This window comes from Asanoa sp. NPDC050611, assembly GCF_040654855.1.
GTDB lineage: Bacteria > Actinomycetota > Actinomycetes > Mycobacteriales > Micromonosporaceae > Asanoa.
Genome location: NZ_JBFAIU010000230.1, coordinates 1 through 12,234 on the forward strand (window position 1 = coordinate 1; position 12,234 = coordinate 12,234).

The window sequence follows — 12,234 nt, forward strand, 5'->3', positions numbered from 1 at the left end:
GAGTGGCGGGGCGTCGTGACCCTGGAAAGCCTGCGCACCCTCGTGTCGTACGGGCGGCTCGACCGGCCGCACGCCAGTCGGTGGCGGCGGCCGGCGCCTCGACTTCCACAGTGGTCACTCGGCGCCCGCCGTCTGGGTCGGCGAGTGCAGCATCTCGAGCTTCTTCCCGTTGCCCAGGTACATGTGCACGCCGCAGGGCAGGCAGGGGTCGAAGCTGCGGACCGTGCGCATGATGTCGATGCCCTTGAAGTGCTCCCGGTCGTTCTCCTCGAAGATCGGCTGGCCCTGCACCGCGTCCTCGTAGGGGCCGGGCGTGCCGAGGCTGTCCCGCGGGCTCGCGTTCCACGGCGTCGGTGGGTACGGGTGGTAGTTGGCGATCTTCCCGTCCCGGATCACCATGTGGTGCGAGAGCACGCCGCGCACCGCCTCGGTGAAGCCGCAGCCGACGCCGTCCTTCGGCACGTCGAACTTCTCCCAGGTCTTGGTGCGCCCGGCCCGGATCTCGATGAGCGCCTGCTCGGCGAAGTGCAGCGCGCAGGCGGCGGCGTACGCCTGGAAGTAGGTGCGGGCCCGGTTGCGCTCCAGCGTGTTGCTCCACTGCGGAATGTGCCATTCCAGCTCGACCGGCCCCTTGAGCGCGGTCTTCGGGAGGTTGATCTTCACGCTGCGCCCGGTGGACTGCACGTAGCCGATGTCGACCAGGCCGGCCAGCGCGGTCGACCAGAGGCGGGCGAGCGGGCCGCCGCCGGTGTCCAGGGCCAGGTAGTCCTTGCCGTCGAACCAGCGCGGCGACATCACCCAGCTGTAGTTGCCGTCCAGGTCGCGCTTCTGCGGCTGCGGGTTGGTGTGCTGGTTCCACGGGTGCCGCCGGTCGACCGGGTTGCCCAGCGGGTCCTCGGTCACGAACATCTCCTGGCCGTCCCAGTCCTGGTAGTAGGACGAGCCGAGCAGGATGCGGATGCCGAGGTTGATCCGGACGAGGTCGGTGGTGATCAGCTTGCCGTCAACGATGATGCCCGGGGTCACGTACATCTTGCGACCCCAGTCGGTCATGTCCCGGTACTCGAAGTTGCAGTGCTCCGGGTCCTGGAACGAGCCCCAGCAGCCGAGCATGATCCGCCGGTTGCCGACCATCTCGTAGCCGGGCAGCGCCTGGTAGAAGAAGTTGAACAGGTCATCGTGCATCGGCACGACCTTCTTCATGAACTCGACGTAGCGCATGAGCCGGCTCAGGTAGTCGGTCATGAGCTGGATCGTCGCGACCGTGCCGACGCCGCCGGGGTACAACGTGGACGGGTGGACGTGCCGCCCCTCCATCAGGCAGAACATCTCTCGCGTCAGCCGGCTGACCTGCAGCGCCTCGCGGTAGTGGTCACCGGTGAACGGGTTGAGCGCGCGCATGATGTCGCCGATGGTGCGGTAGCCGTGCGCGCCGGCGTTGGGCGCCTCGGTGCGGTTGGCCTGCTCCAGCACGCCCGGGTTGGTCTCGGCGACCATCTTCTCGCAGTAGTCGACCCCGACCAGGTTCTCCTGGAAGATGTTGTGGTCGAACATGTACTCGGCGGCCTCACCGAGGTTGACGATCCACTCGCCGATCGCCGGCGGCTTCACCCCGTACGCCATGTTCTGCGTGTAACACGAGCAGGTCGCGTGGTTGTCGCCGCAGATGCCGCAGATCCGGCTGGTGATGAAGTGCGCGTCCCGCGGGTCCTTGCCCTTCATGAAGATCGAGTAACCGCGGAAGATCGAGCTCGTGCTGTGGCACTCCGCGACCACCCGCTGGTTAAAGTCGATCTTGGTGTATATGCCCAGGCTCCCGACGATGCGGGTGATCGGGTCCCATGCCATGTCCACAAGGGACTCGGTGCCCGCGCCGGTAGCGCGCTGCGGTTGCGTCACCGTCATCGGTTCGGCCTCTCTCGTCGGGTCACCAGGTGCGCTTCGCGCCGGTGGTCAGTTCGCGGCCGCGCTTGCGCCACTTGGGCTCGCGGTCGAGCGTGTGCGTCGTGATGTGGCGCAGGCTGCGCATCGTCTTGCCGTAGGCGGCCACCGTGGTCGAGGACAGCTTGCCGCCGGGCGGCTCGTCCATGAACGGCATGAACTTGTCGGGGAAGCCGGGCATCGTGCAGCCGATGCAGATGCCGCCGACGTTGGGGCAGCCGCCGAGGCCGTTCATCCAGCCGCGCTTGGGCACGTTGCACTTCACGGCCGGGCCCCAGCAGCCGAGCTTGACGATGCACTTCGGCGAGCCGTACTCGGTCGCGAAGTCGGCCTGCTCGTAGTAGCCGGCACGGTCACAGCCCTCGTGCACGGTCGCGCCGAACAGCCAGGTGGGCCGCAGCGCGTCGTCGAGCGGGATCATCGGCGCCTGGCCGGTCGCCATGTAGAGCAGGTAGGTCAGCGTCTCCGACATGTTGTCGGGCTGGATCGGGCAGCCGGGCACGTTGACGATCGGGATGCCGGCCTTCGACTTCCACTCCCAGCCGAGGTAGTCGGCCACGCCCATCGCCCCGGTCGGGTTGCCGGCCATGGCGTGGATGCCGCCGTACGTGGCGCAGGTGCCGGTCGCCACGATCGCAGTCGCCTTCGGCGCGAGCCGGTCGAGCCAGCCGCTCATCGTGATCGGCTGGTCGGTGGCCGGGTTGTTGCCGAAGCCGGTCCAGTAGCCCTCGCTCTTGAGCTCCTCGTTCGCGATCGAGCCCTCGACCACGAGCACGAACGGGTCCAGCTCGCCGCGGTCGGCCTTGAAGTACCACTCGAGGAAGTCGTCGGCGCCGCCGTTGGGCCCGCACTCGAAGTCGATCAGTGGCCAGTGGACGGCCACCTTGGGCAGGCCGGGCAGCGCGCCGAGCGCGATCTCCTCGATGCTCGGCTGGGAGGCGGCGGTCAGCGACACCGAGTCGCCGTCGCAGCTGAGCCCGGCGTTGATCCAGAGAACGTGGATGAGCGTTTCCTCGGCCTTGATCGCTTCCTGCGTCGGCATCGTGTCCGCCTTTCCGAGCGCGTCCGGCGTCGCTGAACGTACTTAGCTCGGTGCTCAGCGTAATATCGGACCTAGGCCGCAAGTAGGCGCAACGCTGACAATTGTCAACAGGGAGCGGTGTGCACGAGCTGTCGATCACTCAGAGCGTCGTGGACGAGGTCCGCTCACGGGCCGGCTCCCGCCGGGTGCACGCGGTCCGGCTCGAGATCGGGGCGCTGACCGCGGTCGTGCCCTCCGCGATGGAGTTCTGCTTCGAGCTGGTCGCCGCCGGCACCGTCGTCGAGGGCGCCAAGCTCGAGATCGACCTGACCCCGGCGCGGGCGGCGTGTCGCGCGTGCGGCGTGTCGTTCGACCTGCCCGACCCCGTGCTGCTGTGCGCGTGCGGAAGCGCCGACGTCTCGGTGCTCACCGGCCGCGAGTTGAAGATCGTCTCGATGGAGGTGGGCTGACCGGTGTGCGGAACCTGCGGCTGCGGTGCGGACGAACACGCCCACGAGCACGTGTCGTTGGAACAGAACGTGCTGGCCAAGAACGATGCCATCGCCCGGGACAACCGGGCCTGGCTGCGCAAGCGGGACGCGATCGCGCTCAACCTGATGAGCTCGCCCGGCTCGGGCAAGACGACGCTGCTCGAGCGCACGCTCGTCGCGCTGGCCCGGACCCGGCCCGCCGCGGTCATCGAGGGCGACCAGGCGACCTCCCTGGACGCCGAGCGGCTGCGCCGCACCGGTGCGCCCGCGGTGCAGGTCAACACGGGTGCGGGCTGCCACCTCGACGCGGCACTGGTGCGCTCGGCGCTGTCCAGGCTGGACCCGCCGCCCGGCGCCGTGGTGTTCGTGGAGAACGTCGGCAACCTCGTCTGCCCGGCCATGTTCGACCTCGGCGAGCAGCGCAAGGTCGTGGTCATCTCGGTCACCGAGGGCACGGACAAGCCGCTGAAGTACCCGTACATGTTCGCGGCGGCCGACCTGGTGCTGGTCAACAAGATCGACCTGCTGCCGTACGTCGACTTCGACCTGGACCTCTGCGCCAAGCACGCCCGGGCGGTCAACCCGGACCTGACGATGCTCACCCTCTCCGCCACGACCGGCGAGGGCCTGCCGGCCTGGTACGACTGGATCGCCTCGGTCTGACCGTCAGCGGACGTCGAGGTGGTAGGTGGCGTCGACGGTGAAGCCGTGGCCGTCGCCGCCGGAGAACCGCACGGTGTGCGGTCCGGGCGGCAGCGCGTCGAGCTGCTTCCACAGCCCCCACACTGCCGTCGGCACGGGCTTGCGGCTGCGGGTCACGCCGTTGCCGAACGCCCCGGCCACGAGGAACGACGCCGTGCCGATCTCCTTGAGATCGGCCTCGGCACCGTCGACCAGCAGGGTGCCCCAGGCCGTGTGCAGGTGCGGCGCCGGCTCCGTGGTGGGCCAGAACCACATGTTGAACGCGGGGAAGAACAGCGGGCGACCGGCCGGCACGGTGCAGCGGCGCTCGACGCCGCCGCCGTAGGTGCCGGCGAGGAACCAGACGTCGTCCGGCTGGTTCCCACCGGCGCGGGCACCGGTCGTGTCCGCGACGGGGTTGGCGAACGGCCCATGGCTGGCCACCCACCGCACCCATCGGGCGGCCAGCCCCTCCGGCGAGTCAGCGGCGAAGGGCAGCGGCAGGTCCCCGGTGCGGCGCGTGAACATGAGAGCGGAGCTTAGCGGCCACGGTGCCGGCGCGTGCCCCCTCAGGTCGCGGGCAGCTTGTCGGGGTTCACGATCGAGTGCAGGGCCAGGATGCGGCCGTCGTCGGCGATGTCCATGCCCATGACCATCACGAGCCGATCGTCGGCGTCGACCGCGACCAGGCCCGGCTGGCCGTTGACCTCCGTGAGCCGGATCGTCAGGCCCCGCTCGGCGATCCTGCGGAACCCGACCAGGATGATCCGGGCCACCTTGAGCCGACCGTTGACGGGCCGGCCCAGCGCGTGCACCCGACCGCCGCCGTCGGCGTGCAGGGCCACGTCCTCGGCCAGCAGCGCCTCCAGGGCACCCAGGTCGCCCCGGGCGGCCGCGGCGGTGAAGCGCTCGGCCAGCTCCTGCCGCTGCTGTCGCGAGGCGTGGTAGCGCGGGCGGCGTTCCTTCACGTGGTGGCGGGCCTTGGCGACCAGGTGCCGGGTGCTGTCCACGTCGGTGCCGACGATCTCGGCGACCTCGTCGTACGGATAGTCGAACACCTCCCGCAACAGGAAGGCGGCCCGCTGCTGCGGTGACAGGCTCTCCAGCAGCACCAGGAACGCGAGCGAGAGCGAGTCGGCGGTCTCGACCTGGTCCGCCGGGGACGGGTCGGTGAGGACCGGTTCGGGCAGCCACTCACCGACGTACCGCTCCCGCCGGACCCGCGCCGACCGCAGCTGGTCGATGCAGAGCCGGGTCACCAGCGTCGCGACGTACGCCCGCGGCGACGCGATCTCCGGCGTCTGGTGCATCCGCAGGAACGCCTCCTGGACGATGTCCTCCGCCTCGCTGGCGCTGCCCAGCATCCGGTAGGCGATCGCGAACGCGCGCGGGCGCAGCTCGGCGTACACGTTCGTCATCTAGCTCAGTCCCTCGACGAAGCCGGTGCGCCAGGTCGCGTACCGCGGCGTCCAGCCCAGCTCGCTCTTGATCTTCTCACTGGAGATCCCGCGCGCGCGGGTCATCATGTCGACGGCGCCCGCGCCGGCCAGCGGGCGCACGAGCCAGGCGGGCACGCGGCGCGGCGGCTTGGCGCCGAGCGCGTCGGCGAGGAACGGGAACAGCTCGCGCACCGCCGCCGGCTCGTCGTCACCGACGTGGTAGATGCCGGGCCGCCCGCGCTCGATGACGGCGACCGTCGCGCTCGCGGCGTCCTCGACGTGCACCACCGACCACACGCCGGCGCCGCCGCCGATGACCGGGACCCGCCGCTTGCGGATCTGCTTGGCGATGGTGGCCTCGGGCCCGGTGCTGATGTCGGTGCCCGGGCCGTAGAAGCCGCCGTACCGGATCGCGATCCCGTCGGCCCAGTCGATCGCGGTGACCGACTCCTCGAGATGCCGGAGGGCGCCGACGAGCGCGGCGGCGCCCTTGGGCGGGTTCGGTTCCAGGCGGCCGCTCTCGTCGGCGACCGGGCCACCGGCGCGCTGCATCCAGGCACCGTTGCTCTGCGCCACGACCCGGCGGGCACCGGCGGCGCGGGCGGCGGCCAGCAGGTGGTCGGTGCCCTCGGTGCGCAGGCGGTTGGTGGCGGCGACCATCCGCTTGGCGTTGCTGAACGTGGCCGGACCACCGAACGCGGTGAGCTGGTGGACGACCACCTCGGGCTCGGCCCGGGCCACCGCGTCGGCGACCGACTCCGGGTCGAGCGCGTCCATGATCACCGGCTCGGCGCCCAGCTTCCGGAGGTTCTCCGCCCTGCCCGGTGACCGGGTCGTGCCCGACACCTCGTGGCCGCGGGCGACGAGCTGGGCGACGAGCGGGGTGCCGATCGCGCCGGATGCACCGGCAATGAAGATCCTCATGACGTCTCCTTCGTTCAGGCTCTCCAACAGGAGACGAGACGCCCCCGCCGGCTATGAACGGCGGTTACCCAGGTCACAGTATGCCGCGATGGCCCTGTTCGCGTTGGGCGTAGCCGCGGGACGGCCCGGTTCGCCTACGGTCGGCGGGTGACCATCTCAACGGTTGGCTCGGTCGTCGGACGGCTCGTCGGCTGGCTGGAGTCGCTCATGCCGGCGGGTGACCGGCGCGCGGCGCTCGTGGCGGAGTTGCGCGGGCGGTTCGCGGACTCCACCGCGCCGATCACGGCCGCCGACTGCGTGGCGATCGAGCGGGCGGCGTGGCCGTACTCCCGGCACGTGGCCTTGATCTTCGAGCCGGGCGGGACGGAGCCGGCCGACGTCGTGGCCGGGGAATGGCCGCCGGAGGATCCCGACGTGATCCGCGGGCGGGCGGCGTTCGTCTCGGGGGTGTCGCGGCTCGACTCCCGGACCGGGGTGGTGCGGATCGACGGACTGGACCCGATCGAGCTCGCGCAGCCGTACGCCGACGCGGCGTTCGCGCTGCTGCGCGGCTCGCGGCGGGTCGTGCTCGACCTGCGCGGCAACGGTGGCGGGGAGCCCGCGACGGTCGCCTGGATCGCCGGATGGCTGCTGGGCGACCGGTCGGTCAAGCTGTCCGATGTGGTCTCGGCCCGGGGCACGCGGCAGTGGTGGACACCGGCCCGGCCACCGGGGACCGCGCTGACCCAGGAGGCCTTCGTGCTGGTCGGCCCCGGGACGTTCTCGTCCGGCGAGGCGCTGGCCTATCACCTGCGGGCGCGCGGGCGGGTGACCGTGGTCGGTGCCGCAACCCCGGGCGCCGCCGACCACGTGCTGCCGATCCGGCTCGCGCCGACGGTGCTGGCGCACGTGCCGCGGGCGCATGTCGTCGACGCGGTGACGGGCGCCAACTGGGAAGGCACCGGTGTCGTGCCGGACGTGGTGTGCCCGGCGGAGAAGGCGCTGGACACCGTGCTGGAACTGGCGTGACCGCGTTCGACGATCTCGTCGGTCAGGTGCGGACGGGTCAGGTCGACGCCGGCGCGGCCGCCGACCGGCTGGTCGCCGTGCTCAGCGAGGACGAGTTGCGCTGGCTCCTCGACGGTGACCTGCCGGTGCGGGCCGCGGTCCGGCTGCCGGCGCGGATCAAGGCCGGCCCGGTGGTCGCGGGCGCCGTGCCCCGGCTGGGCATCCCCGGCATCCGGTTCAGCGACGGCCCGCGCGGTGTCGTGATGGGACGCTCGACGGCGTTCCCGGTGACCATGGCGCGGGCGGCGACCTGGGATCCCGCGCTCGAGGAACGGGTCGGGCTGGCCATGGGGCTGGAGGCGCGCGCGTTGGGCGCCAACTACTCGGGCGCGGTCTGCGTCAACCTGTTGCGGCATCCGGCCTGGGGCCGGGCGCAGGAGTGCTACGGCGAGGATCCGGTGCTCATCGGGCGGATGGGCGTGGGGCTGACCCGCGGCCTGCGCCGCAACGTGATGGCCTGCGTCAAGCATTTCGCGCTCAACTCGATGGAGAACGCGCGGTTCACGGTCGACGTCGAGGTCTCCGAGGAGGACCTGCACGCGGTTTACCTGCCGCATTTCCGGGCCGTCGTCGACGCTGGCGCCGAGTCGGTGATGAGCGCGTACAACTCGGTCAACGGGTCTTTCGCGGACGAGAACGCGGTGCTGCTGACCGACGTCCTGCGCGACGAGTGGGGCTTCACCGGGTTCGTCACGAGCGACTGGGTGTGGGGCACGCACGACGCCGTGCGCAGCCTGGCGGCCGGGCTCGACGTCGAGATGCCGCTGCGCATGCACCGGGCCCGGGACCTGCCGGGCGCGCTGCGGTCGGGGCGGGTGTCGCGGTCGCTGGTCGTCCGCTCGGCGCGACGGATCCTGGCGACCACGGTGCGGCACTACGCGGACCGGGCGGTCGACGAGCCGGTGGTCGACCACTCGACCCACCGGGCGCTCGCGTACGAGGTGGCGGTGCGCGGTGCCGTGCTGCTCCGCAACGCGCCCGTGGCCGGGGAGCCCGTGCTGCCGCTGGCGCCGTCGGTCCGGCGCCTGGCGGTGATCGGGCGGCTCGCCACCGCACCCAACCTCGGCGACCGCGGTTCGTCCATGGTCGAGCCACCGGAGACCTCGTCACCGCTGTCGGGCATCCGTGCGGCGCTGCCGTCGGTGGCGGTGGACCACGTGGACGGCGCGGACCTGTCAGCCGCCGCCCGGGTCGCCGCCGCGGCCGACGCGGTCGTGGTCGTCGCCGGGCTCGACGCCGCGGACGAGGGCGAGCGGATCCTCAACGACGACCCGGCGAGCATCGCGTTCCTCGGTTTCCCGTTCACGTTGCGCCCGGTGCAGTGGCTGGCCGCGAAGGTGGCCCGCCGGGCGACCCGGTTCCGCCCGGGCGGCGACCGGTCCTCGCTCAGCCTGCACGCGCACGACGAGTCCCTGATCGCCGCGGTCGCGGCGGCCAACCCGCGCACCGTGGTCGTGGTGGTCGGCGGCAGCGCGATCATCATGGAGGCCTGGCGGGACCGGGTCGCGGCGATCCTGCTCGCCTGGTATCCGGGCATGGCCGGCGGCCGGGCGATCGCCGACGTCCTCACCGGCGCCGCGGAGCCCGGCGGCCGGCTGCCGCTGGCGATCCCGACGTCCGCGGCCCACCTGCCGTTCTTCGACGCCGGCGCCCGGCGCATCCGCTACGACGCCTGGTGGGGCCAGCGCAAGCTGGACCGCGACGGCCACGCGGCGGCGTACCCCTTCGGCTTCGGTCTGGGCTACACGACGTTCGCCATGGCCCTTGCCGGCCGGTCGGGCGACACTGCCGTCGTCCGGGTCACGAACACGGGCGACCGTCCAGGGTCGACGGTGGCGCAGGTGTACGCGTTCGACGCCGACGCCACGCCGCCGGTGCCGGCACTGGTCGGTTTCCGGCGGGTCAGCCTCGACCCGGGCGTCACCGCCGACGTGCCGATCGACCTGGACCTGACCCCGACGCGACAGCGCGACCCCGCGACCCGCACGTGGTCACCCCGCCCGGGCCGGTGGCGCATCGTGGCCGCCGCACACAGCCCGGACGCCTTCGACGACGCTGCGGACCTGGTCAGTCCCACCAGTTGAACAGCAACTGGCCCAAGGTCTCCGGTTGCCAGAACTCGACCTGGTGACGCTCACCGCGGTCGAGCGTCGACAGGTCGAGATCCCGCAGCGGGGTGGCCAGCGTCGCCGGGTCCAGGACGCGGAAGGGCCGCAGCGCGGCCGCCAGCGCCGGCCGGGACAGGAAGGTCAGCGGCTCGACGGAGCCGTCCGGCGGCCGCACGAACGCCAGCCAGGGCAACAGCTCGTGGCAGACCACGCCGACCCGGTCGCCGGCGGCCCGGATGACCATCAGATGGAAGTTCGGGGTCACGCCGGCCGGCTCGAAGCTCTCGACCCTCCCCTGTGCGGCGGTGCGTACCGCCGCCCGGAACGCGCGGACGTCGGTGCGGGCCGGAGGCCCCTTGGCGGCGTCCCAGAAGCCGGTCGCCCCCCGCGGGAGCGCGGTCACGTCACCAGGTCCAGCGGCCGAGCCGGCGTGGGTGGCGGACCACGAGGGTGCCGGCGGCGGTGCTGCCGGTGACCACCAGGTGCGGCGCCGTGGCGGTCGGGTCGGGATAGGACGAGACCCGGCAGAGCGTGAAGCCGCCGGTCGTGCGGAGCTGGTCGATGTTGGCGGTGGCGCCCCGCGGCAGGACGATGATCGTGGTGCCGCCCTGTGTGGACAGGTGGACCTCGACCACGCGGTGGGTGAAGACGGCCTCGCGGAAGTCGAGCTTGTTGATCCCGGCGATGCCCCGCACGACCAGCTTGCGCGGCACGGCCCAGCGCCCGCCCCGCCTGATCTGCCCGGCGTGGCCCCGCAGCTCGACCACGTCGGTGGCCGCGAGCGCCGGGACGGCGGCGACGCTGGGCAGGTCGGCGAGGAAGGGCTCGACGTCGCGGAACGTGCGCGACCGCAGCACGCCGTCGACCCGCTCCTCGAACTCGGCCATGGTCAGCCGCCCCTCGGCCACGGCCGTGTTGAGCCGCGCCAGGACCGTCTCCCGCTCCGCGTCGGACATGCGGATGTCGCGCTGCGACGGGAGCTCGGCGCTCATGCGACCGACTCTACGGTCCGGACGCCACGGTGGACAGCCGCCCGCGGCACGGACCACCGCCACCGGTCGATGTATGTCCGGGCATCAGTGCGCTGGGGGTCGGCGCCCGCTGATCCTCGAACGGATCACCAAGCAGGGCACCGCGCCCAGCACCGGAGTGGTGGCCATCTTCATTCGCCTGTTCGGGAGCGGGCAGTTCTTCTACGAGGCCATTCGGCGACGACCGGACTTGGGAGGCACGAAACGTCGTGATCGGTGACCGCGCGGACGCGGGAAGGTCGTTCGAGCTGGCGCGCACGGGCGAGGCCGGTGACTGCTAGTAGTAGATGGACTGACCGACCCCTCCCCCGGCCGCGATCACGTCGCCGTTGATCGCTACCGAGAGCGGGGACGCCAGGAAGGTGACCAGGGCGGCGATGTCGTCGGCGTGGATCACGCGGTGCAGGGCGTTGCCGGCGAGCAGTTGGCGGGTCGCCTCGTCCTCCGAGATGCCCTCGCGTTCCGCCGCCGCGCGGACGAGGCCCGGGCTGCGGTGGGTGAACGGGCTCGCCGGGTGCACCGCCGTCACGTTGATGCCGGCCGGGCCCAGCTCCTCCGCCAGGTTGCGGGTCATCGCGACCACCGCCACGTTGCGCATGCTGGCGATCGTGTCGCCCGTGCGGCGGGCGGCCAGTCCCGAGATCGAGATGATCCGGCCCCAGCCGGCGCGGCGCATGTGCGGTGCCACGGCGCGGGCGCACCGCAGGTAGCCCATGACCTTCGTGTTCATCTCCTCGTGGAACCGCTCGTCGGTGATCTCCTCCAGGGCCGGTGGCGACGTGCCCGCGCCCGCGGGCCGGGCCGCGCAGTTGACCAGGATGTCGACGCCGCCGAGGAGGTCCATCGCGCCGACCACCATGCCGTCGACGGCGGTCGTGTCGGCGGTGTCGGCGACGAGCGGCACGACCCGGACGCCTACCGTGTCGTGCAGTTCCCGGGCCGCGCCGCCGACCTCCTCGCGGTTGCGGGCGACGAGGCCGATGTCGCAGCCCTCCCGGGCGAGCGCCCAGGCGATCGCGTTGCCGATGCCGCGGCTGCCGCCGGTGACGACGGCCCGCTTGCCGGCCAGCTGCAGGTCCATACCGGACATTCTGGTCCGGCCGCCGCTCCGCCGCGGGCCGGCGCCACAATGTCGGGCATGTCGTTCCCGGTCGCCCTGCAGGACAGCGTCAACCGGTTCGCCCGCTCGCTCGAGGTGCCGCGGCGCCTGGTCGGCCTGCACCCCCGCACACCGGGAAACGCCGGCAACTTCTCGGCCCTGGCGCCCGCGGTCGTGCTCGGCGTGATCTCGGCCTTCGAGGGTTTCGTCGAGGACTTCCTGGCCACCGCGCTGCACGAACGGGGGTACGGCCTGGGCCAGATCGCCCGCCGCGTGTCCATGAACAACCCGACGGTGGCCGACTTCCGGCGGCGGTGCGCCAACGAGTTCCCGGGCATCGCGGCGCGCCCGGGCGGCCCGGTCGCGGTCTGGAACGCGCCCGCCGTCGGCCGCCGCCCGGAGATCGAGACCATCGACGCGGCCGAGGCACTCAGGAGATCGCACGTAGTCCA

General features: G+C 72.1%; 13 protein-coding genes. 5 read left to right on the top strand and 8 right to left on the bottom strand.

The genetic code is table 11. The annotated features are described in order from the left end of the window. Window positions 1–114: 114 nt before the first annotated feature. Both AB0H87_RS28480 and AB0H87_RS28485 read right to left on the bottom strand, forming a co-directional pair. Entirely contained in the window at window positions 115–1,905 is a 1,791-nt protein-coding gene (locus AB0H87_RS28480; RefSeq protein WP_360152121.1) for a nickel-dependent hydrogenase large subunit, read from the bottom strand. 22 nt (window positions 1,906–1,927) lie between these two features. Continuing rightward, window positions 1,928–2,983 (bottom strand): hydrogenase expression protein HypE, encoded by a 1,056-nt coding sequence (locus AB0H87_RS28485; RefSeq protein WP_360152124.1) that lies wholly within the window; start codon window positions 2,981–2,983, stop codon window positions 1,928–1,930. Window positions 2,984–3,102: 119 nt separating this feature from the next. Here AB0H87_RS28485 and AB0H87_RS28490 point away from each other — a divergent pair, with 119 nt between their 5' ends. Next, window positions 3,103–3,432, top strand: coding sequence for a hydrogenase maturation nickel metallochaperone HypA (locus AB0H87_RS28490; protein ID WP_360152127.1), 330 nt, complete (start codon window positions 3,103–3,105; stop codon window positions 3,430–3,432). Window positions 3,433–3,483: 51 nt separating this feature from the next. Next, the gene (gene hypB, locus AB0H87_RS28495; RefSeq protein ID WP_360152130.1) at window positions 3,484–4,116 is read left to right on the top strand and encodes a hydrogenase nickel incorporation protein HypB; all 633 of its coding nucleotides are present in this window, start codon (window positions 3,484–3,486) and stop codon (window positions 4,114–4,116) included. 3 nt (window positions 4,117–4,119) lie between these two features. On the opposite strand, the gene AB0H87_RS28500 is transcribed toward hypB, so the two are convergent. From AB0H87_RS28500 to AB0H87_RS28510, 3 genes are read right to left on the bottom strand one after another with little or no spacing between them, the layout of a single operon-like run. Next, entirely contained in the window at window positions 4,120–4,662 is a 543-nt protein-coding gene (locus AB0H87_RS28500) for a hypothetical protein (RefSeq protein ID WP_360152133.1), read from the bottom strand. A 41-nt stretch (window positions 4,663–4,703) separates the two neighbouring features. Beyond that, a complete protein-coding gene (locus AB0H87_RS28505) occupies window positions 4,704–5,552 on the bottom strand; it encodes an RNA polymerase sigma-70 factor (RefSeq protein ID WP_360152136.1) in 849 nt (282 codons plus the stop codon). Beyond that, on the bottom strand, window positions 5,553–6,497 hold the full coding sequence (locus AB0H87_RS28510) for an NAD-dependent epimerase/dehydratase family protein (protein WP_360152139.1): 945 nt from the start codon (window positions 6,495–6,497) through the stop codon (window positions 5,553–5,555). A gap of 147 nt (window positions 6,498–6,644) precedes the next feature. Between AB0H87_RS28510 and AB0H87_RS28515 the strand changes: the two genes are divergently transcribed. Together AB0H87_RS28515 and AB0H87_RS28520 are read left to right on the top strand one after the other, a co-directional pair. Then, the gene (locus tag AB0H87_RS28515) at window positions 6,645–7,505 is read left to right on the top strand and encodes a S41 family peptidase (protein WP_360152142.1); all 861 of its coding nucleotides are present in this window, start codon (window positions 6,645–6,647) and stop codon (window positions 7,503–7,505) included. Further along, window positions 7,502–9,628 (top strand): glycoside hydrolase family 3 C-terminal domain-containing protein, encoded by a 2,127-nt coding sequence (locus AB0H87_RS28520; protein ID WP_360152145.1) that lies wholly within the window; start codon window positions 7,502–7,504, stop codon window positions 9,626–9,628. The genes AB0H87_RS28515 and AB0H87_RS28520 overlap by 4 nt, the downstream gene beginning before the upstream one ends. Here the strand turns inward: AB0H87_RS28520 and AB0H87_RS28525 are convergent. From AB0H87_RS28525 to AB0H87_RS28535, 3 genes are all read right to left on the bottom strand, one after another. After that, window positions 9,612–10,055, bottom strand: coding sequence for a hypothetical protein (locus AB0H87_RS28525; protein WP_360152148.1), 444 nt, complete (start codon window positions 10,053–10,055; stop codon window positions 9,612–9,614). The genes AB0H87_RS28520 and AB0H87_RS28525 overlap by 17 nt on opposite strands. Window position 10,056: 1 nt before the next feature. After that, the gene (locus AB0H87_RS28530; RefSeq protein ID WP_360152151.1) at window positions 10,057–10,644 is read right to left on the bottom strand and encodes a DUF1707 domain-containing protein; all 588 of its coding nucleotides are present in this window, start codon (window positions 10,642–10,644) and stop codon (window positions 10,057–10,059) included. Window positions 10,645–10,960: 316 nt separating this feature from the next. Beyond that, entirely contained in the window at window positions 10,961–11,764 is an 804-nt protein-coding gene (locus AB0H87_RS28535) for an SDR family oxidoreductase (RefSeq protein ID WP_360152154.1), read from the bottom strand. A 57-nt stretch (window positions 11,765–11,821) separates the two neighbouring features. Between AB0H87_RS28535 and AB0H87_RS28540 the strand changes: the two genes are divergently transcribed. Then, on the top strand, window positions 11,822–12,234 hold a 413-nt coding region (locus AB0H87_RS28540; RefSeq protein ID WP_360152157.1), incomplete at its 3' end, for a hypothetical protein.